General features: G+C 57.7%; 23 protein-coding genes and 1 pseudogene. 8 read left to right on the top strand and 16 right to left on the bottom strand.

The annotated features are described in order from the left end of the window. The first annotated feature begins 115 nt into the window (after window positions 1-115). Entirely contained in the window at window positions 116-334 is a 219-nt protein-coding gene (locus tag DIT71_RS17860) for a hypothetical protein (protein ID WP_144114481.1), read from the top strand. Next, window positions 334-1677 (top strand): GAF domain-containing protein, encoded by a 1344-nt coding sequence (locus DIT71_RS08220; RefSeq protein ID WP_114612711.1) that lies wholly within the window; start codon window positions 334-336, stop codon window positions 1675-1677. The genes DIT71_RS17860 and DIT71_RS08220 overlap by 1 nt, the downstream gene beginning before the upstream one ends. Window positions 1678-1683: 6 nt before the next feature. Here DIT71_RS08220 and DIT71_RS08215 read toward each other — a convergent pair whose 3' ends face one another. Further along, window positions 1684-2211, bottom strand: coding sequence for a c-type cytochrome (locus DIT71_RS08215; RefSeq protein ID WP_114612710.1), 528 nt, complete (start codon window positions 2209-2211; stop codon window positions 1684-1686). A gap of 123 nt (window positions 2212-2334) precedes the next feature. Between DIT71_RS08215 and DIT71_RS08210 the strand changes: the two are divergent. Further along, window positions 2335-2635: pseudogene (locus tag DIT71_RS08210) on the top strand (HigA family addiction module antitoxin). Between the two features lie 277 nt (window positions 2636-2912). Here DIT71_RS08210 and DIT71_RS08205 read toward each other — a convergent pair. Genes DIT71_RS08205 through DIT71_RS08190 form a run of 4 tightly spaced genes read right to left on the bottom strand, consistent with a single transcriptional unit; the run spans window position 2913 to window position 7188 of the window. Then, window positions 2913-3533, bottom strand: coding sequence for a tetratricopeptide repeat protein (locus tag DIT71_RS08205; protein WP_114612709.1), 621 nt, complete (start codon window positions 3531-3533; stop codon window positions 2913-2915). After that, window positions 3530-4312 (bottom strand): SDR family oxidoreductase, encoded by a 783-nt coding sequence (locus tag DIT71_RS08200; protein WP_114612708.1) that lies wholly within the window; start codon window positions 4310-4312, stop codon window positions 3530-3532. Before DIT71_RS08200 ends, DIT71_RS08205 begins: the two co-directional genes overlap by 4 nt. After that, the gene (locus DIT71_RS08195; protein WP_114612707.1) at window positions 4299-6494 is read right to left on the bottom strand and encodes an AMP-binding protein; all 2196 of its coding nucleotides are present in this window, start codon (window positions 6492-6494) and stop codon (window positions 4299-4301) included. The genes DIT71_RS08200 and DIT71_RS08195 overlap by 14 nt, the downstream gene beginning before the upstream one ends. Continuing rightward, the gene (locus DIT71_RS08190) at window positions 6478-7188 is read right to left on the bottom strand and encodes a thermostable hemolysin (protein ID WP_199490976.1); all 711 of its coding nucleotides are present in this window, start codon (window positions 7186-7188) and stop codon (window positions 6478-6480) included. Before DIT71_RS08190 ends, DIT71_RS08195 begins: the two co-directional genes overlap by 17 nt. A gap of 177 nt (window positions 7189-7365) precedes the next feature. Between DIT71_RS08190 and DIT71_RS08185 the strand changes: the two genes are divergently transcribed. The 5 genes from DIT71_RS08185 to DIT71_RS08165 all read left to right on the top strand — a co-directional run bounded on the left by DIT71_RS08185 (window position 7366) and on the right by DIT71_RS08165 (window position 12254). Next, window positions 7366-8052, top strand: coding sequence for a response regulator transcription factor (locus DIT71_RS08185; RefSeq protein WP_114612706.1), 687 nt, complete (start codon window positions 7366-7368; stop codon window positions 8050-8052). After that, window positions 8043-9464: an ATP-binding protein gene (locus DIT71_RS08180; RefSeq protein ID WP_114612705.1), complete on the top strand. Its 1422-nt coding sequence runs from the start codon at window positions 8043-8045 to the stop codon at window positions 9462-9464. The genes DIT71_RS08185 and DIT71_RS08180 overlap by 10 nt, the downstream gene beginning before the upstream one ends. A 95-nt stretch (window positions 9465-9559) precedes the next feature. Further along, a complete protein-coding gene (locus DIT71_RS08175) occupies window positions 9560-9826 on the top strand; it encodes a hypothetical protein (RefSeq protein WP_227538004.1) in 267 nt (88 codons plus the stop codon). A gap of 1 nt (window position 9827) precedes the next feature. Then, a complete protein-coding gene (locus tag DIT71_RS08170) occupies window positions 9828-10496 on the top strand; it encodes a TVP38/TMEM64 family protein (RefSeq protein ID WP_114612704.1) in 669 nt (222 codons plus the stop codon). A 9-nt stretch (window positions 10497-10505) separates the two neighbouring features. Beyond that, window positions 10506-12254 carry an ArnT family glycosyltransferase gene (locus tag DIT71_RS08165; RefSeq protein ID WP_114612703.1) on the top strand — a complete coding sequence of 583 codons (1749 nt, stop codon included), beginning with the start codon at window positions 10506-10508 and terminating at the stop codon, window positions 12252-12254. A 38-nt stretch (window positions 12255-12292) separates the two neighbouring features. On the opposite strand, the gene DIT71_RS08160 is transcribed toward DIT71_RS08165, so the two are convergent. From DIT71_RS08160 to DIT71_RS08110, 11 genes are all read right to left on the bottom strand, one after another. Then, on the bottom strand, window positions 12293-13183 hold the full coding sequence (locus tag DIT71_RS08160; RefSeq protein ID WP_114612702.1) for a F0F1 ATP synthase subunit gamma: 891 nt from the start codon (window positions 13181-13183) through the stop codon (window positions 12293-12295). Beyond that, window positions 13167-14684, bottom strand: coding sequence for a F0F1 ATP synthase subunit alpha (locus tag DIT71_RS08155; protein WP_227538003.1), 1518 nt, complete (start codon window positions 14682-14684; stop codon window positions 13167-13169). The genes DIT71_RS08160 and DIT71_RS08155 overlap by 17 nt, the downstream gene beginning before the upstream one ends. Window positions 14685-14694: 10 nt before the next feature. Next, window positions 14695-15462, bottom strand: a complete 768-nt coding sequence (locus DIT71_RS08150) for a F0F1 ATP synthase subunit B family protein (protein WP_114612700.1) — start codon at window positions 15460-15462, stop codon at window positions 14695-14697. A 3-nt stretch (window positions 15463-15465) separates the two neighbouring features. Then, window positions 15466-15753, bottom strand: a complete 288-nt coding sequence (locus DIT71_RS08145; RefSeq protein WP_114612699.1) for a F0F1 ATP synthase subunit C — start codon at window positions 15751-15753, stop codon at window positions 15466-15468. Beyond that, the gene (locus DIT71_RS08140) at window positions 15750-16445 is read right to left on the bottom strand and encodes a F0F1 ATP synthase subunit A (protein WP_114612698.1); all 696 of its coding nucleotides are present in this window, start codon (window positions 16443-16445) and stop codon (window positions 15750-15752) included. Before DIT71_RS08140 ends, DIT71_RS08145 begins: the two co-directional genes overlap by 4 nt. Continuing rightward, complete coding sequence (locus DIT71_RS08135; protein ID WP_227538002.1) at window positions 16445-16741, bottom strand: ATP synthase subunit I; 297 nt, start codon at window positions 16739-16741, stop codon at window positions 16445-16447. Before DIT71_RS08135 ends, DIT71_RS08140 begins: the two co-directional genes overlap by 1 nt. Beyond that, window positions 16728-17036 (bottom strand): AtpZ/AtpI family protein, encoded by a 309-nt coding sequence (locus DIT71_RS08130; protein ID WP_114612697.1) that lies wholly within the window; start codon window positions 17034-17036, stop codon window positions 16728-16730. The genes DIT71_RS08135 and DIT71_RS08130 overlap by 14 nt, the downstream gene beginning before the upstream one ends. After that, a complete protein-coding gene (locus DIT71_RS08125; protein WP_114612696.1) occupies window positions 17033-17443 on the bottom strand; it encodes an ATPase in 411 nt (136 codons plus the stop codon). The genes DIT71_RS08130 and DIT71_RS08125 overlap by 4 nt, the downstream gene beginning before the upstream one ends. After that, complete coding sequence (gene atpD, locus DIT71_RS08120) at window positions 17440-18828, bottom strand: F0F1 ATP synthase subunit beta (RefSeq protein WP_114612695.1); 1389 nt, start codon at window positions 18826-18828, stop codon at window positions 17440-17442. The genes DIT71_RS08125 and atpD overlap by 4 nt, the downstream gene beginning before the upstream one ends. 825 nt (window positions 18829-19653) lie before the next feature. Next, window positions 19654-20004 (bottom strand): hypothetical protein, encoded by a 351-nt coding sequence (locus DIT71_RS08115; protein WP_114612694.1) that lies wholly within the window; start codon window positions 20002-20004, stop codon window positions 19654-19656. Window positions 20005-20488: 484 nt separating this feature from the next. Next, window positions 20489-20959: a hypothetical protein gene (locus tag DIT71_RS08110; protein WP_114612693.1), complete on the bottom strand. Its 471-nt coding sequence runs from the start codon at window positions 20957-20959 to the stop codon at window positions 20489-20491. Between the last annotated feature and the right edge of the window lie 573 nt (window positions 20960-21532).

The following is a 21532-nucleotide window of genomic DNA, read 5'->3' as shown; positions in this document are numbered from 1 at the left end:
CCTGTCTGAATCACGCTCTACCAGCGTGTTACGTGACCTGCGTGACGGAGGCGCTTTCTCTGCGGTATTCAGCCGCCCGGCGACACACAAGACTGTGCAGCTAAAGGCCCCTGCCGTGCGTATTCAGCCGCTTGAGGCTGGCGACCAGGTCCTTATCGAACGACATGGCTTGCGCGCTGCTGGCGAGCTGATTTCCCTGGGTTACGCACCGGCGTTTTCGCAGGCGTTGATGGCGCCTGATATTACCGATGCTGTCTGTGTCTGTTTTATGCCCGTAGTCGGTTTTAACCAGACGCCCGGCGTTGGCGCGGGCCAGCCTCTCGGAGCCGGGTAATGCAGCCGCTTCTGAGTAGTCTTCGGCGCTGTTTTGAAGGCGCCGTTCCTGCCGTCATCGCAACCTGTGATGAGAATGCCATGCCCAACGTGGCTTACCTCTCACAGGTGCATTACATCGATGAAGACCATGTAGCCCTGTCGTTCCAGTTTTTTAATACTACGCGCAAGAATATTCTGATCAATCCCACGGCAACCATTCTGCTGGTGGATCCGGTAACGGCACAGCACTATCACCTGCATCTCTCCTATCTGCACACCATCTCGGAAGGCCCGCTGTTCGAATCGATGAAGGCGCGACTGGCGGGCATTGCCTCTCATAGCGGCATGAGTGACGTATTCCGGCTGAAAGGCTCTGATATCTACCGGGTACAGAGTATCGAGCCGGTACCAGATACTTCGCCGCCATTCGCGGCTCCGCTGGCGCCAAGCCTTTTGCCGGTTTTGCGGCGCAGTATTGAGCGACTTGGGGCCTGCCAGGACCTCTCTTCCCTACTCACAGACACTCTGGCCTGTCTGGCACAGGAGTTCAACATCCAGCACGCCATGGTTCTGATGCTGGACGCAGCTGGAGACAAACTCTATACCGTGGCCAGTCGCGGTTATATTCACTCCGGCGTGGGTTCAGAAATTGGCCTTGGTGAAGGCATCATCGGCGTAGCGGCGCGTGAAGGTGTGCCTATTCGAATCGGCCACTGCGCTACCGAATATCTGTATAGCCGTGCCGTTCGCGAAAGTTATCTGCAGAATAATGCCTCAATTGACCTGGAGATGAGCATTCCCCTGCCCGGTCTGGCCAGATCTGGCAGCCAGATAGCGGTTCCCATCCTTCACGGCAAACAACTGATCGCGGTACTTTATGCCGAAAGTCCAGAGGAAATGCGCTTTAGCTGGGACGACGAGGATGCGCTGGTGGCGTTTTCACACTATCTGGCATTAGCGATCAAATCACTGGAACGCCGCAGCGATCTCGCCGTTGAGCCTGCGACCAGGAAGCCTGTGTCGAAGGCTGGCAGCAAGCCGGTTGACGTGTGTTTCTACCGGACCGACCAGACCGTGTTTATCAACAACGAATACCTGATCAAAGGCGTCGCCGGAGCCATCCTGTGGAAGCTGGTCCGGGACCACAACGCGTTGGGCCGTGACGAGTTCACCAACCGCGAGCTGCGCCGTGATAATAGCCTGCACCTGCCGGATGTCGTCGATAATCTTGAGGCTCGGCTGATCCTTTTGCAGCGTCGGCTGGCCGAACGCTGCACTTCTTTGGCAATCGAAAAGATAGGCCGCGGACGCTTTCGCCTGCGGGTTACAGGCGTATTACATCTTCGCGAAGCCGCCGGATAGTAAGGATCAGGGTGTCGCTGCTTGTAACGGCAGATTCTTCGGAAAGAACTCTATGTATGGCGTGCTGACCGGTTGATTGGGGGCAACGGCAACCGGTACCGGTTCCCCAGTCGGCCCAAGGGACCTAATAAAATGGTAAAGGGCCAGCAGGTCTTCATCGTTCATATCCCGCAGGGCGAACCACGGCATGGGTGGCATCATGGGTGAACGGGCACGGGCCAGCCACTGCTCTTGGTCCAGATCGGCAAAGTACAGCCTCAGATTGGCGGGATAAGTGGTGCCCCAGGGGCCCTGAAACCCGACGTTCACTCCGGTCAGCCACTGGTCCCTGGGAACATTGCCGGCCGTTTCCGGATAGCCGGCGGTATGGCAGTCGTTGCAGCCAGCGACGCGTGCCAGGTACTCCCCTCTTTTAATGGAGTCATTGCTGGCCTCGCTCCCGATGGCAGAGGCCGGGGCGATAGCGGATAACACTGTACCCAGTAGTATGGCGTGAAACGCAGAGCGGAAATTTATAGCTACTGGAGAAATCATTGCTGAACTCCTCTTGTCGGTGTGGATCACGTGAGTTCAGAGTACTTTGGGCTGCTAGGGGGCGATGCTAAATCTTGCCTAAACAAATACTAAGAAGTTACTAACGGATCTTTCACGGCGTGACTGGCCACAAACGGTATGCGCCCAATCCACCCCCGGGGAAATCCTTCGGGAAGAATATCTGGAGCCGTTGGAAATGAGCGTTAACGCCCTCTCCAAGGCTCTCCATGTTCCAACAACCCGGATGAATGAAATCGTCCGGGAAAATCGAGGCATCACGGCTGACACCGCTATGCGGCTTGCCCGGTATTTCGGGACTAGCGAACGTTTTTGGCTAAATCTGCAAACTGAGTATGAGCTTAGGCGGGCTCAGATCAGTAAAGCGGAACAGGTAGCCCGGGAAGTTCAGCCTCATGCAGCGTGACTGATTCGCTTGAGGAGTTATCCTTCTGCTCCCCAGGCCTGACGGGTACAAGTTAAATTGGTCCTCCTGCAATCTCGAATAATGTGTTTAATTCAGCCGGGTTTCGAGATCACGAATTAGCCGCGCAGCCTGTGGGTCTTGTGGGGACGCCGCCTTCAGCCGCCTGGCCCAGTTCAGGGTTTCTGAAAGGCGGCCTCGCTGCAGAGTCAGGAAATTTATCGCGGAGAGCAGATTGCCTTCGCCCTGAAGCAGTCAGTGGCTTACCCCTGATACCCACTTAAAGTCCTTCCAACAGCCTTTTTGCTTCCGCCCGGCGACCGGCATCGGCAACGTCCCGTCCCGGTCTGCCGGGTGCTTGCAGGACTTTTTTAAGGTATGTTTTGGCCCGCTCCCGCTCGCCCTGCTCTAGCAGAAAATCCCCGAAGAAATAATTCGCATCAAGGCCGTCCGGATTGATGGACAGTGCCTTTTGCAGGTAGCCCCGGGCTTTGTCATCGTCGCCAAAGCCTAATGGCCAGCCGGGCACCTGGTAGTAGAGGCTGCCCAGAGAGGTATAAGCCGAGCCGTCCAGCGCGCCTTCGTCTATGGCCAGGGCCGCTTCCAGCGATTTGCGAGCATCCTTGACCAGGCCCAGCGCACCCAGCCCACCCTTGGCACCGGCATAGGTACTCAGCACAATGCCTTGCCAGATCAGCGGTTCGGCACGGTCAGGGTAGCGGACGACAAATGCTTCCACATCGTTCGCGAGGCCTTCGAAAGCCTTCTCCCGCTCGTTTTCCGGCAGCTGATACTGAATATTCGCCCAGCGTTGATGAATGTCTGCCAGCCCGGTCTTGAGATCCGTGGCCCAGAGAGGCATGGAGACCACCCAGGCCATCACCAAAACCATCCACTTCATGACAATACTCCTGAATTGAGAAACCGCCGGATGATCGGCAGTTGTTTGAGCATGGCTTTATCAACGAGACGCGGAAGCACTCCATTGATGACCACGAACAGCTTCTCCGGCCAGCCAAGGAACCGCCGGCGGTCATCATTTTCCATAGCTCGCAGAATTTGCGACGCCACCGTCTGAGGCGGGTCGACCCTGTTGCCAAGGGCCCGGTTCAGCTCGTTCACTTCTTCCGGATTCATTTCCGTGGCAGTGGCCCGTGGTGCCACATAAATCACCTGAACGGGGGTATCGGCCAGTTCCCGGCGCAAGGCCTCGGTAAATCCTCGCAACCCAAATTTGGTGGCGCAATAGGCGGTATAACCGGGAAAACCGATGCTGCCAAAGGTGGACCCTACAAACACCAGGGCGCCGCTCCCGGCTTTCTCGAAACGGGGCACAAAATGCCTCGCGACCAGCATGGCAGAGCGAAGGTTCACGGTGAGCTGGGCATCGAGTTCAATCACAGCCATGGCAGATAACGCGGCAAAGCGGTTCTGGCCGGCACAGTGGATCACGCCATCGATATCCGGATAAGCGTCACTCAACCGTGACAGCTGCTGGTCGAGGTCGGAGCCGGCAAGGTCCAGATGCACCATAGAGACACCTTCCCGATGCTCCAGATTCTCCGGGTGCCGGGATGCCACGATGACCCGGGCTCCCGATCTTACCAAGGGATCCACCAACGCCTTGCCGATTCCGCCGGTTCCGCCCAGCAGCAGGAATACCCGGTCATGCAGCCTCATGAGTCTGCTCCTTGCGGTTCACCGGCAACGGGATGTTGTGCAACATATCGCCATAAAGCCTGTAGACGACGCGGGCGGAATCAATAATGACCTGTTGGTCGTCCGGGTCTGTGATGTCGTTCATCAGGTTGCGGAAAAACTCAAAGTGCTCCTGGTCCAGAGCACCGTGGGAATACAGATAGCTGAAAGCCTGCTCAGGAAGGCCCAGGAGCTTCTGGATCTGCTCACCCATTGGAGTGGCCAGTTCGATGGACGTCCCTTCAAGCACCTGAACCATGCCGAAGAACGCCACAGGATTGCCCCGGTTAATCTGGTCGTACAGGTACGAGACCATGAGCTCGATGGACAGGTCCGGCATGCCGCTACGAACCTGCTCCTTGTCAGCGCCGCAGGCTTCCAGGTCGTCGAGAATCCACTCGTGATGGCCATACTCCTCGCCGATGTACTCCACCAGCGCCTTGCGGACGAATTCCATTCGCTCGGGCAACCGCGCGCCGCAGGCCATCATCAGCGGCACAGTATGCTTGACGTGATGATAAGCCTGGGTCAAAAACCAGGTGTAGGCCTCAAGACTGAAACGCCCCTGGGCAATCGCCTTGATCACCGGCGCACCGGTGACGTGGGCCCGGGCTTCCGCGGTTTCCTGTTGCAATCTGTCAAAAAATGCCATGTGTGATTCTCCTGGCTGGTTCGTGGATAAGGCGGAGATGAATATCGGAAAGGCTCCTGCCAACAAGGTCGGCAGGTCGGACTGAATTCTGTGGCGTACCGGCCTGCCGTTTGTGGTCAAATGGCCGGTGGCCTGGGTCAGGGGTTGACGACGAATATAGAGCGCACCCAGCCGGGCGTAGTCAGGCAGGCCAGCATTGAGCGCAGTCAGCTGCGAACGTAATTGCTCCGGCGAACGGCCATCCCGGATAACCATCAGCACGCTGGGGTTGGGATCACCGTCTCCGAACACGACGGCCTGTTGAGCGCCCAGGGCCTGAATCAGTTCGCTCTCCAGCCATTCAGGGCTGATGTTGCGGCCAAAGCTGGTGATGATAAGGTTCTTGGCGCGGCCATTCACTGTCAGAAATCCTCCCGGGCTGAGCGCCCCCAGATCCCCGGTATCCAGCCACTTTTTGCAAACCTCTTCACGGGCTCTCTCCGGTTCCGGTTCATCGCCCAGATAACCCAGGTGGGTATTGCCGCGGACCAGGATGTGCCGGGCCGCATTCACACTGACCTCGACATGAGACAGTGACTTGCCAACGGTGCCTTCGCATTCGCCGTCCGGTGAGTTAAGAGCCACCACCGAACCGCATTCCGACAGTCCATAACCTTCGTATAGTGGTAGCCCCGCTGCCCGGCCACGAGCCAGCAACTCAGAAGATACCCGGCCACCGCCAACGGCCAGGAATCGGAACGACTGGCTCTCCAGCGCTCCCTGCTCAGCCGCTGCCACCAGCGCCATCGCCAGCTCCGGCACAAGAATCAGTGACTGCGGTTCGGCCTGGTTGATACCCGCCACCAGGCGACCGAGATCCAGGCCACTACTGCCGGTCATTCCCAGGCTCTGCAGGGGACCCACGGTGACGGTGGCACCCATGAGCAGGGGCAGATATACCCCGGCGATATTCTCCAGTAACGTTGCGAGCGGCAAAACGCACAAATGCCTGTTCAGCTCCACGCCCAACAACCGTTCCTTCAGGGCCAGGGTGGTCGCCGTCATCTGCGCCAGAGACAGGCACACACCTTTTGGGGTGCCGGTGCTGCCCGAGGTGAACGTAATCTTGGCGGTGGTTTCCGGCATCCATGCGCCGACGCCGGTCACCGGCAAATGTCGAAGCCAGACGCCATGGCCCAGATGCTCGCTGCCGACACCCTGCTCAAGGGTCAGCAGGCAGTCGAGGTTTGCCCGCTCGATCAGATACGACGTCTGGGATTTCGAGAAAAAACCCGGCACCGGCACGCAAACCACCTCTGCCAGCAAGCAGCTGAGATCCGCCAGAATCCATGCCGGAGAATTATCCCCGCACAGGCCGACACGCTTTATGCCCTGCTTTCGCAATTGGTTGGCCAGGGCCTGGGCTGCCTGCATCATCTGGCGATAACTGAATGCCGAATCCGGGCCCTGCAGAGCAATGCGTGACGGGTAAGCCAGCGACTGGCGCTGGAGCAGTTCAGGCAAGGCGGCCATAAGCACCCTCCTCGGCCGCGTCTGGGGCATCAACGGCCGGAGCAACCGGCTGAATCAACCTTAAAAGGCCCGCCTGGCGAAGGGCAGCGAGCCCGTCCGACACCTTGATCGCCATCACCATTGGATGGTAATCGTAGTACCGACCCCAACCGGCGCCTCTGTCGGGAAGCCGGGCTGGATCCGCATCGGCCAGAACCTGCGTGACGATCCCTAATCGATGGAAGCTGTTGCTCAGTTGACCGGTACCGGTACACACCACCCATTCGTACCCAGCAGATGCCAGCCAGACGGACAGGGATGCAAAGAGGTAACGGCTGACACCCGCCTCGACACCGGCGAGGTGGGCAATCTCCGCAATTTTGTGACGCTCAATACCCGACACCGGCATCACCGCTTCCACCTGAACGGGCAGATAGTCCTCCAGAAACAGGCGTTCCCGCCCGGCATTGCGCACGCCTACGGCCGCCAACAGCGAGCCCTGGGCGGTGGTGAGGGCAAGCAGAGCCGGAATCCGCAAAGCCGGCTCCGCGCCATAGGCCTGCAGAAACCGCCGGCGGATAAAGCCGCCAACCGTCTCGGCCATGGCCGTCTCCGGGGCGATCTGGCTAAGCCATCGACCGGCGCACCGAATGACCGGAACCACATCCCGGTAATCCGGGAGACAACAGGCGGACATCGTTAGCGGGTCAGTCATGGGCGTACTCCAACAGTCTTCGAGCCAACAGCATTCGGGCGCAATGCCCTTGAACATGTCTGCCAGAATAGGGAGTGAGGCTTAATGGAGCCTTAAGGCCGAGCGGCATAATTCTTAAGCTCGTCTTAAGCTTTCTATGGCAAACTCAATGGCAACTAACAGGATGGAACCCCTGCAATGCGCATACTGCTGGTAGAAGATGACCACCACCTGGCCAACACCATGCTGGACATGCTGCGAGAGGAGCAGAACACTGTGGACTGGCTTGATGATGGCCAGCAGGCACTGAATGCTCTGGCGGAAGAGCACTTTGACCTGGTTATCCTTGATCTTACCCTGCCCCGAGTAGACGGCCTTGATATACTCCGGCGCAGCCGGAAACAGGGCAACCGGACGCCAATGATCATTCTGACCGCAAGAGCAGACCTGGACGAAAAGCTGCAGGGCCTGGATGCGGGAGCAGATGATTATCTGACCAAACCGTTTGCCATGGCAGAGTTGAAGGCCCGTATCCGGGCAGTCACACGCCGGGGTTCTCCCCTGCCCCAGAACGGGCTGACGGTCGGGCAGCTGGTATTGAATATCGATGCCTGCCAGCTCACCACGGCGGAAGAAACAGTCACCCTGCCCCGCAGTGAGTTCCAGATTCTGAACTACCTCATGCGCCACCCTGATCAGGTGGCAACCCGAAGGCGCCTTGAAGAGCAGCTATATGGCTGGGACCAGGGTGCGGAGAGCAACGCCCTAGAGGTTCACATTCATCACCTCAGGCGCCGAATTGGCAAGACCAGTATCCGCACCATCCGCGGAGTCGGCTACCTGCTCGACAGCCAGGCCGCTGCCGGAGCACCGGAATGTCACTGACACGTACGCTGACATTACTGGTTACTTCAACGGTTCTGCTGATCGCTCTTATTGCCGCCACCTGGAGCTACGTTGAGAGCAACCATGAGCTTGAGGAACTGTTCGATGCCGAACTGGCCCAAAGCACACGCATTGTCCAGGGGCTGGTTCGTCATCTGGCCGATACCCAATCGATGGAGCAGTTACCGAAAACTCTGAGCGAAACTCTGGAACTGCCGCTCGCCGACGGGGACAACATCGACTTTGAGGCGGATAACAACGAAATACTGCCCAGAGGGATCGGACACAAATACGAAAAGAAACTCGCTTTCGAGGTCTGGACACCCGACCGCATTCCATTACTGGACACCCTCAAAGCTGATGATTCCGAAGGGTTGACCCCGGGCTATTCCTGGGCCGAGTCCAAAGGCTATCGCTGGCGTATTTTCACGCTGCAGGATCCGACCACAGATTTCTGGATCCGTACCGCTCAGCGTGAGGACATTCGCCAGGAGCTCAGCCAGGAGCTGGCTCTCGGTAACGTTCTGCCCCTGCTTCTGGCCCTGCCACTGCTGGTGGCAGCCGCCATTGCGGCTATCCAGTTCAGCTTCCGTCCCCTGCGCCGGCTGGAAAAGCCAGTGCGCAACATGGCACCCGAACGCATTCATCCACTCGATGACCGGCAGGCACCTAAGGAGGTGGCGGGCCTGGTGCAGGCCGTCAATGGCCTGCTGAAAAGACTGAATCAGGCGCTTGAGCGGGAACGGCGGTTTTCCGCCGATGCGGCCCATGAGCTGAGAACGCCGCTGGCGGTGCTGCGTCTTAATTTGGAGAAAGCCTGCGCGAGCAATCCTGCTCAATTCCAGGACCTGATCCAGTCGGTTGACCGCATGGTGCATCTTGTTGAGCAAATGCTGTTGCTGAGCCGGGTTGACGCAGCTACCGATTTTGCTCCCCATTACCACGACCTGTCAGCGATTGTTGAACAAAGCATTGCCGATGTTGCACCCCTGGCCCTGAAAAAGGATATTGAACCGATTCTTGAAGACGAAGCCGGCCGGGCTCTCGTTTGTTGCCACAGTGCCCTGATCAACACCTTGATGCGTTCCCTGCTTGCCAATGCCATTCAATACAGCCCCGAACATACCGTCATTACCACCCGCCTCGCTCCTTCCGGCGACGGTTACCATGTAACTGTATGCGATCAGGGCCCCGGTATCCCACCCGGGGAGCGGGAGCGGGCGCTAAGCCGTTTCGTCAGGCTGGACCAACGCGTTGGGGGCGGCGCCGGTCTTGGGCTTGCCATCGCCCGCCGCATTGCTGAACTCCACGGCGGCCAGCTTACCCTGTCTGGACAGGCGAGCGGACAGCCCGGCCTGTGCGTCAGCGTCTGGCTTCCTGCACGACCTTCCTGTGTTAATAGTCGCTCTTAAGATTGAATTAAGGTTACAAGCGGATACTGCTGGTCCAGATCACTGAGGGCCCGCAACTGGCCCTGTTGATGTTCCGCTTGCGAGGATGACTAGAAATGGGCAACGAACGAACACTGTCGCTGGTGGTTCCCGCCAAGGATGAACAGGAAAACATTGCCAGCCTGCTGACGGAAGTGAATCACCGGCCGCGTATGTCCGGCGTCTCCAAATACAACGCATGGAACAGAACCTGGGCCGGCATTCTCGACCTGTTCGGCGTGTTATGGCTGCTGCACCGAATACGCATTCCTGTCGTTGCCAACCCTGCCACTTCCAACCCTGTCGATTCCAGCGCCCGGTCATCGGTAACGGAGCGGGCCTGATATGTTCCACTGGTCCCGCTGGCTGCTATTCGCCCTGTTGGTTCTGGTCGGTTATCTGGCCATTGACAGTGGCTGGCTCGGTTTTATCGCGGATCGCGCCCAGGTAGCCAGCTACCTGCATAGCCAGGGGATTGAGGGCCTGCTGGCCATCATCCTGGCTGGCGCAATATTTACCGGCATTGGCGCACCTCGCCAGATACTTGCCTTTGTGCTCGGTTTTTCCCTGGGGGGCATCATTGGCACTCTGGCATCAACCCTCGCAGCCGCGATTGGCGCCACAGGATGCTTCTTCACCGCACGATGGTTGCTGCAACAACCCCTCGCCGAGCGGTTCGGCCGGCGTATGCGTCAGTTCGACGAGTTGTTCCGGGAACAGACCCTGCTGAAGGTGCTTATGGTCCGATTGCTGCCCGTGGGCAGCAACCTGGCGACCAATCTCGTTGCCGGTTGCTCCGGCATTCGTTTTCTGCCCTTCCTGGCCGGCAGTACATTCGGATACCTTCCGCAAATGTTGGTGTTCGCTCTGGCCGGCGCCGGCATGGGCAACGCCGACGAATATCAGCTGATCCTCAGCGCAGCGCTGTTCGTCTTGGCCTCGATGATTGGTGTTCTGCTGTACCACAACCAAAGAGCCAGAACCCTGGCCGATTCCGTTTCCGACCATCCCTGAGACCGAGCCATGCCCACATCAGCTTTCGTGCGCTATCTCTCCGAAGATCTGTTCAGCCTTTCGCGGAACCGGCTACTTTTCGTGCTGCTGGCATTCGCCGCGGTGATGATTTTCACCGGTATTGGATTGCGATCCCCGTGGCCGGCGGATGAACCGCGCTTTGCCGAGGTTGCGCGAGAGATGGTGGCTTCCGGGCAATGGCTGATTCCCATGAGAGGTGGCGAGTTCTACCCGGACAAGCCTCCGGTCTTTATGTGGGGTATTGCCCTGTTCTATTGGTTAACAGGCAGTCTGAAAGTCGCCTTTCTGTTGCCCAATGCGCTTTGCAGCCTGCTGACTCTGGGACTGGTTTTTGATCTTGGCGCGCGGCTATGGAACCAGCGTACCGGCACCCTCGCCGTATTGCTGTTGATGCTTGCGCCACAGTTTCTGATTCAGGCCCAGAAAGCCCAGATCGATGCCATGGTGGCCTGCTGGATTACCGTTGCCTGCTATGGCCTGATCCGCCATTTTTTTACCGGGCCGGCCTGGGGCTGGTATTTTGTGGCCTGGACATTTATGGGCCTTGGCATTATCACCAAGGGTGTCGGCTTCCTGCCGGCATTCATGTTTGTCCCGATCCTGGTGCTTGGGCTGCGGGATCGTCAGCTTTTTTCCGGCACCCTCACCTGGCGCTGTGCCCTGGGCCCTATCGTCATGTTGGCCGTTGTCGCGGCCTGGCTGATCCCAATGGTGCTCTATGTAAACAACCTGGGCACAGAAGAAGCTATTGCCTATAGAAACAACATCCTCTTCAAGCAGACCGGTGAACGATATGCCGACTCCTGGGGTCATATCCAGCCCTGGCATTACTACCTGACAAGCGTCATTCCTTCCCTCTGGTTTCCCCTACCATTGCTGCTGTTGGCCCTGGTGCGCCCAGTAAAAGAAGCCATACGGCGTCGCCCTGTGATTCTGGTTCTGCTGGCCTGGGTGGCGCTGGTTGTGGTGTTTTTCAGCATCAGCCCCGGAAAGCGTGGTGTGTACCTTCTGCCGGCTTTGCCCATGTTCGCCCTGTCTCTTGCGCCAGCGCTGAGCACCCAGCGGCCAGCCCAATGGTTTCCTCCGGTTCTGACCGGCCTGCACCTGCTATTGGCCATCGCCCTGATGACCGTCGGAGTAATGGCCTGGAACGACCATCCCGGACTGGTCGAAAAAGTATCGGACTATAGCCAGGACCCGGCGCGCCTGCATGAGGCCGGAACACTGGTCTTCAGCATTGGCCTGGTGTGGCTGGCGAGCCTCGCTTTGCTTTGGCGCACTTATGCGCTGGGGCGCTTCTTTATTGCTCTGATGACCAGCTGGTTGATTTACACAACCTGGGGTTACCACATTCTGGAGCCATTGCGTACCCCACGCAATGTTCTTGCGGCCGCCGAACAAGGCGTTCCGTCCGATGCGCAACTCGGCATGATTGATTTCAAGGAACAGTTCATCCTGTTCTCCCGGCTCGATTTCACTCACTTCAGCTATTTCAGTAATGGTGAACAGGAAGAGCGCAACGCATGGTTGTGGATGGGCGAAACGGCGGATAGCTATCTCATTGTCGAAGAGGATGATAATTTTCAATGCTTCACCAAAGAAGACGCTATTTTTCTGGGTATCGCTCACCGGGACAGCTATCTTTTACTAAGTGATGAACATAGGAACTCCAGCTGCGCGCCTCCGGATAAAGCAGAATGGTTCACCACCCCGGCGCCTGGCGCCTGGCAAAATTAATCACTCCTTGTCTGAAGAAAATAGGCGCTGGGGGCTGTTCAAAACGCTGGTGGTTTCTTTTTCAGCGCCTCAAAACCGATAATTATGTCCATAAGCTCGTTGGTAATTTCGTCCTGCCGCACCAGCCTGAACTGCCCTCCAACCTCGTCAAGCCGGTCATCCACTGCCTGTTCCGCCTGCTGCATCAATGCAAGCCGGGCCGCGTTCTCGGTGACCATTGCTTCCGCAGATGCGTGAAATACACTGGCAAAGATATGGTTACGCAGCAGCGACGCAAGCAGGGGTATTGCCCGCATTGTATAAGTGGGGAGGGAACGGGATTGCCAGCCAACCTTGCCGGAATCTGAAAGCAGCGATGGTGCCACCGGCAACAGTGGGCTCACTACCGGTTCGTGTTGCCCCCTCCCTGCCCGCCTGGTGAACGCCAGGGTCACGGCAATCCGATTATGCACATCGCCGTCTCCAATCTCGTCCAGCCGAGTCACTATGTCACTCGCGAGGCGCCCGATACCATCCGCCGACGCCGGGGGCAGGAAGGTAACTTCCGGGCTGAGCCCCTGATCGCTGAGAGCATCATTCATGCGTGCGCCGACGCACAAGACGCGGGTACAGCTCTTGGCCTTCGAAGCCTCGGATCTTGCCTTTAAGGCAAGCACCTCGTTGTAATTGCCACACAGGCCGTGATCAGAGCCAAACACCACAAGAATCCGTTCAGCCTGAACCGCCACAGGCATCGCAATGGGACCGGTTTTGGCAACAAATGCCCGAAGACCGCTCATTACGGTCTGGTGGTAGGACTCAACCGACCGGGCGGCATGTTCATAAGGCACTGCATTGATCGCAGACATGGTCTTCATGGTGTGAACGATGCCGCGAATGCTGGTGAGGGTGGCGGTACGGCGGGACAGTGTTTCAAGCGTCTGGGTCACGGGTTTCTTCTCCCATTACCGGCAGCCCAGTCCGGGCCACCTGCAGCATTGCCGCCTGTTCGTCTTGCTCCAGAGGACGATTTTGTCTGATGCTTTCAGCAACGCCTTCGAGAGAGTCACCCACGCCCTTGCGCATCTGAGCCATGGTAGTAACGATTTCGTTCTCGGACAGGTCGTCGAACAATCCCTCCATTGCTGCCATCAGAATCAAAAGCTGTTCCACGGCCGGCACCGGATCCCGCTCGGGCTGGCGCAACGCGGCACGCACGGCAGCGCCGCGTTTCAGGCGGGCCCGGGTGTTATCATCCAGGCGGGTACCAAAACGGGCAAAATCCTCCAGCTCCTCAAACTGGGACAGCGTGACTCGTAGGTTGCCCGCCACGTCACGGAAGGCCCGATGCTGGGCCTTGCCGCCTACCCGCGACACCGACAACCCGATATCCACCGCCGGAAACTGGTTTTTGCGCACTAGCCGAGGCGACAGGTAGATCTGGCCATCGGTAATCGAAATAAGATTGGTCGGAATGTAGGCTGACAGGTTTTCCGCCTGTGTCTCTACCACGGGCAACGCGGTGATGGAGCCACCCCCGGCTTCCGGCGTGAACTGGCCGGCCCGTTCGAGCAGCCTGGCATGCACATAGAATATGTCGCCCGGGAAGGCTTCCCGCCCCGGCGGGCGGCGCAGTAACAGGGACAGTTCGCGATAGGAACGGGCATGGTGCGTCAGGTCGTCGAGAACAACCAGTACGTCCCGCCCCTGGTTTGAAAAGTATTCAGCCATCGTCATCGCCGCATAAGGCGCAATGTAGGCAAGACCAGGCGTGTCCTCATCGCCGGCTGCAACCACGATGGTGCTGGCAATCTGGCCGCTTTCCCGCAAGGTTTCGATTACCCGGGCGACCGCGTCTCCCCGCTGGCCTATGGCGCAATAGATACTCAGGACATCCGAGCGGGCCTGGTTGAGAATGGTATCGACCGCAATGGAGGTTTTGCCGGTTTGCCGGTCACCAATAATCAGTTCCCGCTGGCCCAGACCCACCGGCACCGCGCCGTCAATGGCCTTGATACCGGTGGCCAGAGGGCGGCTGACCGGCGCACGGCTCAAAATACCCGGTGCGCTGGCTTCCACCGGCCGTTCCGCGGTGGCGGCCACCGCGCCTTTTCCGTCCCGGGGCTCTCCGGTGGCATCGACCACACGGCCAACCAGGCCCGGCCCGACCGGCACACTGAACACTTTGTGGGTACGCCAGACATCCTCCCCGAAGGTAATCCGCTCCGAGGGCCCCAGGAGGATAACGCCCAGCCGGCCTGGTTCCAGATCAAGCACGACTCCCCGGACACCCGAGGCGAAAACCAGAAGCTCATCCGCCAGAGCACGGGCGAGACCTGAAACCACGGCAATACCGTCACCCACCTCGGTAACCGTGCCCACCTCAGTCAGCGCAAGCGAGGGTGCCGGGCCGTCCAGTACAGCACCGATAAATTTATTCGCTGATGTCAATTCCGGCTCTTCAGCCATGATTATGTACCCTGCCTGACTCGCCCGCAGCCAGTCGGTCGGCCAACAAACTGGTCAGTTCGTCGGTGTAGCTATCAACCGTCCAGGCGACCTGAACACTGCCAATGCGCAGGATCATCCCCGGGGCCTGACTGGCATCCGTGGTAAAGCTCAGGGGAAGGCCGGGAGCCAGACGTTCCAACCCAGCCCTCAGCGTTTCCTGTGTGTGCTCCGGCAAAGGCGCATGGGTCGTTGCGATGGCCTGTTCCGCACGGTCAGCGGCGGAGGTAAGCTCTTGCGCCAGGGACTCCAGCTTGCTCATCACCGTCAGAGCAATCTGCTCCTCCAGATCCTCATTCGCCAGATCACGAAGCGCCCGGCAAACCAGCTGATAAAGGGTTTCCGCGCTGGCCAGGTGTAACTCTCTGATGAACGCTTCCCGTTCTGCTTCCAGATGCGCCTGCCAGTCCTGCTTTTCCTGTTCCAGCTTCTTGCGGGTGGCAACCAGCAGGGCCTCTTTCTCTTGTTCCGCCTGCTCATGAATCTGTTCGGCATGGGCAGTATTATCGGCCACCAGTCTCTGCTTCTGTTCCAGAAACTCGGCCTCGGCAGCGGCGGCCTTTTTCTGGGCAACCTCCGCCTCACCCATTCGTGTTGCGATTTCAGCCTCACGGGCATCAATACCGTTCAGGATGGGCTTGTACAGAAACCGCTTGAGCAACCAGACCAACACCAGAAAGTTGCCGACTTGGGCAACAACTGTGACCCAGTCAATAGACATGATTCAACCCGCCGCCGACTGGGCGGCCTGCAAAGCCTGATCCCAGAACGGATTGGCAAACAGGACAATCATCGCGACCACAAAACAGTAAATCGCCGTGGATTCGATCATTGCCAGGCTGACGAACAAGGTCCGCGACAGTGTTGATGCTGAGTCCGGCTGCTGAGCGATGGCGGTCAGGGCGGCTGCAGCCGCCCTGCCTTCTCCCAGAGCGGGTCCGACAGCGCCAAACGCCACGCTCAGGCCTGCGGTCAGAATCGAGACCGCGGCAATCAGTGCAAGGTCAGTCATTTGTCTTTCTCCTTGTGCAAAGGCTTGCCAACGACGGCTGTTGCCGATGAAATATAAACTGTCGCCAGGATGGCGAAGATGTAGGCCTGGATCAGCCCCGTCAGCAATCCGAGCACGTCCATCACCACGGGAAAAAAGAACGGTGCAATTCCCAGCAGAATGCCGGCGATCACCGCACCGCTCATGACGTTGCCATACAGGCGGATGGCCAAAGATATGCCTCGCGAGAACTCACTGATGATATTGAAGGGCAACATGATGACCGATGGCTGGACATAGGTTTTCAGATAACCGCGAATGCCCTGCCCGGTAATCCCGAACAGCGGCACGGCAATCAGTACTGACAAAGCCAGAGCAGCGGTGGTGGAAAGCGAGGCCGTAGGTGGCGTAAAGCCCGGCACAACCAGCAGCAGGTTCGAAAGCGCAATGAACAGGAACAATGTTCCGGAAAAATAAAGCACATGGCGTGACGAGCGCGGCGAGATTTCCTCGATCTGACTCTGGATGGCCGTCACAATCACTTCAAGGGTCGTACGCCAGCGATTCGGCGGCACATCCGGCCGCAAATTACGGGCGATCACAATGGAAGCGACTGTCAGCAAAATCATGACGACCCAGGTATAGCCGACCGTCTCATTGATACCAATGCCCCAGACCGTGAACAGCGTTGTTTCATCAGGAGTCATTTCCATCAGACATCCTCCGGGCATGGTTGGCGTGCAAGTAAAGTGGCCAGAAAACGCACCAGAAAAAACGCCACCCCGTAACCTGCAGAGGCCCAAACCCGCGTCGCCCCGTCAGTCACCAGCCACCCGACCGCCAGCAGCAGCCCGATGCGCAACACGGCGCTGGGCAAAAGCACCGCAGCGGGCCGTGATGATCTCAGTGCCACACGCACGCTCCCGGCCAGGCCAGCAAAATACAGAACGCTCACTGTCACACCGGCACCAAAACCCATCAGCGCGTCCGGCCAGTCAACGATCATCATGATTATCTTCCTCTTCCCTACTTTCTCTGCCGATCCATGCCCAGGCGATAAAACTACCCAGAGTCACGCCACCCAGAATGAGGGCAAGGACCCACGGAAAATCCTGGGGTACGGTGCGGTCCAGCCAAAGCCCGAGAAAGGCACCACCGACGGTCGGAACCGCTACGGACCAGCCGATCATGCCGAACACGCCCAAACCGCGCAGTGGACTCACTCCAGCATTATCGCGGGCCTTCTTCAGGCGCTGCGCCCGACGGCCGATATCGTCCTCCGGTGATCCACGCTGCTGGCTCATGGCTTGGGCCGCTGCAGATCGGCAAACCGGCGCACCATGCCGGCCTCCAGCCTGGACAATGCCGATCGGGCAACGCGCTCGTCTTCATCCACCTCCACAAAGTTGCTCCGGACGCTTTCCTGCAGCGAGCCAAGATCCTCACCACGGACACCCCGCCGGATGGCGATATCGACCTGGTGCCCTTTTTTGACCAGAATGCCCTCGTCGATCCCGAAGATCTGCTCACTGCCATCCGCCAGAGTCAGAATAAGCACCGAGGGGACCAGCGAGCTGACAAAATCAATATGATTGGGCATCATCCCGAACGCACCGTTTTCCGCGACGGCGAACAGCTTGCGTGCCATGCCCTGATACAGCACCCGGGTCGGCAGCCTGAGGCACACTTCCATCTCCACAGCCATTGTCATGCCACCACCTCAGGCAGTGCGCCAATCATGTAGTACTCACTTTCATTCTGCTCGAATTCGGTCTGATCCAGGATGGTTTCACAGCCACTGAGCGTTTCGGCGATAGTTACCCGCTGGCCCTCTGTACCGGTAAAGGCCGCTGTGGTGAAAAACGGCTGGGTTAGAAAACGTTCCAGCCGGCGGGCACGGGCAACCGTGGATCGGTCAGCCGCCGACAGCTCCTCAATGCCCAGCATGGCGATGATGTCGCGCAGCTCTTCGTATTCGGCGAGGGTGCGGCGCACCGCCCGGGCAATGTCGTAATGCCTCTGTCCCACCACGGACGGTGTGAGCATGACCGAAGACGACGCCAGTGGATCTATTGCCGGGTACAAACCTTCGCTGGCGCGTTTTCTGGACAGCACCACGGAACCGGACAAATGCGAGAAAATATGGGCAGCGGCAGGATCGGTGAAATCGTCGGCCGGCACATAAACGGCCTGAACCGAGGTAATCGCGGCACTGCGGGTCGAGGTTATTCTTTCCTCCAGCTCGGCCAGCTCAGTGGCCAGTGTCGGCTGATAGCCAACCCGCGAAGGCATACGCCCTAGCAGCCCGGACACTTCAGAACCGGCCTGAACAAAGCGGAAAATATTGTCGATCAGCAACAGCACATCCCGGTGCTGTTCATCGCGGAAATATTCCGCCATGGTCAGTGCGGTCTTGCCTACCAGGAAGCGAACACCCGGAACCTCATTCATCTGCCCGAACAGCATGACGGTGTTATCAAGCACACCGGCCTCGCCCATTTCCCGGTAGAGCTCTTCCGCCTCCCGGGACCGTTCACCAATGCCGCAGAAAAGACTGACCCCCTTGTGTTGCTGCACCGTGTTATTGATCAGCTCGGTAATAAGAACCGTCTTTCCAACACCGGCGCCGCCGAACAGGCCGGTTTTCCCGCCCCGCTCAATGGGAGATAAAAGATCGATGGCCTTGATGCCGGTTTCGAGGATCTGGCTGCGGACAACACGATCTTCCAGCAATGGCGGGAGCTGATGAATGGCGCGGCGTTCAGTGGTGGCCGGCACCGGTTTGTTATCCACAGGCGCACCAAACACATTCAGCATGCGGCCCAGTATCGCGTCACCCACCGGCACAGTGATCGATGACCGGGTCGCCCGAACCGGCATTCCTAATCCCAACCCCTTCACCGGTGCCAGCGCCATGCAACGGACCACGCCCTTGTCCTCAATCGCAGCTACCTCAAGGGCAATGTTGCCGGCGTACAACAGCTCGCGAATGCACGGTACCGGCTCCGGAAACCGGACGCTTACGACACCGCCACGGATGGCAACGATGTTGCCGGTGCCAGAGGCCGGCTCCGAATCCCCTCTATCCTGAGTCATGGCAGGTACCTTCCGGGAACCTCAATATGGGCTGAACACGTCCTCAGTCGCTGGGCGAACTGGTTCAGATCTACATACCAACAGAGTAGCTTATGAACTCCTGCATAACACGTTATCGTGGTAGTTCGCCGGCTTTCAATGCCAGCGCCGGACTACTGCTTCAACGCGCTCCAGATTACTAAAGTACGCCAATGAACCCGCCACCTTGTTATTCGGCGGGTGATGGTGGGTTTCAAGCAGGTTCGCCTCTGTCAGCAACGACATTTACCTGTTGCTTCAGCCTGCAGTACTTCTTCTCTGCGTCCTCCGATTGCTTGGCGTATCGCTGAGTCCTGGAAAGCTCCTCAGGATTGCCAGGTCGAATGAGCAATTGCCAATGTGTGAGCCAAGATCTAAATCCTATCAGTTACTCTAAATTGGGTTCATACTGGACACAGAAAGCATGGGCATCAGACAAAGGTGGATAGACCGCATGAGTAAAGGCCAGGACAGGAAAAAAGACACTAAAAAGAAACCGCTTTTAACCGCCAAGGAAAAAAAGAAGGAGAAAAACGCAAAGAAAAGCGAAACCGATGTACTGGGACATTGAGTTAAGGGAGAGGTTCATGTCTCCCCTCCCCCCGCGTGCGGGTGCCCCCTTGTTCAGCGACTGGCTCAAAAGCAGTCCATAACACCATGGATTCGCCTGTAACCCTTTTGCGACCTGCCCTTCAGGGATTTTCTTTTTAGAAGTGTCCGCAGTAACGGGGGTAGAGCCCCCCGTTTCTTGTGTTGAACGTAACACCGACGGCGGTGCCTGGAATCAATGAGCGACTCAGGAGAACATCACTTGAGAGTGTCGCCTTGTTCGATCAAACCAGTGCCTACGCTTTCTCCGTTCTGGAACCACTCAAGTTGGTTGCCATCGATTTCCGCTGCGTAGCAACCGTAATCTGTGCCGGGATAACAGACACCCTCATCGGTGATTTTGTACCTACCGCCGCCGTAAGCGTCTTCGTAAGTGCCGTCCTCGGCAAAGTAACTTGAATAAACATCACTGCCCATACTGCCCTTAAAGGTATTGCCGACTAGTGCCGCGCGTACTTCCTCAGAGCTTGAAGCAGCCAAGGCGCTGCCGGGCAGGCCAATCGACACAACAACGGCGAAGACTGAGCGCGTAATTAGGGAGAAGGTCATTCGGAGTATCCTTTTTGGTCGTCGTCAGTCGTCTCAACGACTTTTGATGAAGCCCAGGGGGCGAATAATGCGTAATGTGCGGTCATACCCCATTCGGGCCACGGCTCACATTTCAACCAAGTACGATCTTGCTAGGAAAAGCGTTCACCGGTGACAGGAGCAAAATGGATATCGTCCGTGTAAAATGACGTATTATGTCTTCTTGGATGGTCGAAAAGCGGACATTCGAGTAGGACGCTTAACGCCCTTGTTTAGCCGCGTGGACTTACCCCGGCAGTAGACACTCCTAAGTCCACCCCTTGCCCTCGCTCGACGCTTTTGCTGCTACGCTGAGCTCCTCCGGCCTGATTGTGTAGTGGCGCCAATTTTCTGAGGGATTACTCCGATCATTGCAGTTCGTTTGTTATTGCCGTCCCCCATAGAGCTGGTTTAATCCAGCAATTGGCAAGCGAGGCCCCGAAAGCCCCGCCCCTGAAAACCAACTCTATTTGGTCGTGATGCTTCCCTGGGCACGGCTGGTCCAGGCTCGGCCATCGCCGCGAGCGGACGTCATGGTCGATGTTCCGCTACCGGTGGCGCCTTCATAAGCGCCAGTACCGCCCATTACCGTCCAATTCGCTGGTTCATCCTCTGCTCCAAGCACATAGGAAAGATACAGCATGTCGCCGTTATCCGAGATGCTCGTGCAATAGCCCGCGCCTCCAGCTCTTCCCGAACCATCAACCCCTTGGTGTCCAGTACACCATTGGCTAGAAACGTCGCCGTCTGCCTGAACCACGGTTGCATGGTTTCTGATAACCGTTCTACCTTTTGTGCCGCTGGGCATCTCTACGGCTTGCCCTGGATCCGTTTGTACCCAATACAGAGTGCTGTCGACTTCCTCAGTATCCGCCAGAGCATTGAACGCTATACAGATTGCAAAAGCGCCAATGGCGCCGGTATGTATCTTTTTCATGATTGCGGCCCTTGTTCATTGGTGTGACTGTTTTGAGGGACTTCCCGTGCAGGAATTGGTATTTCCACCTGCGTTGGCGCATAAATCTCAGCAAACGTCAGCTGAAGAAGGCTCGCGCTAGAACGCTCCATTGATACGTATGTAGACGTAGTTAATTGAGCATTGCACACAGTTTTCGGAATACAAGGCGGAAACCAAAATTGACGGACGACATAAAAATGCTTCTTTGGAACAAGCCGCTGTGACCCTGAAGCTGAGTTGGACGACGAATTTGGCACTTTGTTATGAACGGCTATGGAGCCATGCCTGGCGGGTCGACGACGGAGCTTGATCTTGATGAGGAACAGCTTGAAGAGATTGCGGAGATCCCGAAATAAATGCGATCAGAGCTTCAAGAGCTGAAGGTCGAAAAGTACGAGGCATCACTCAAGCTCTAGAAGCTCTACGTCGCAGAGGAGCTGAATGCGGGCGATATTAATGATCAACAGCAAAGGGTTTTCGATGTCATTAAGGACATCACGGAATTACAGGTTGAGGCGCAGCAGGACATCCGCGATGTGTTAAACGCCGAGC

The sequence above is a fragment of the Marinobacter vulgaris genome (assembly GCF_003344045.1).
Classification (GTDB): Bacteria; Pseudomonadota; Gammaproteobacteria; order Pseudomonadales; family Oleiphilaceae; genus Marinobacter; species Marinobacter vulgaris.
This window is presented reverse-complemented; position numbering and strand designations above follow the sequence as displayed.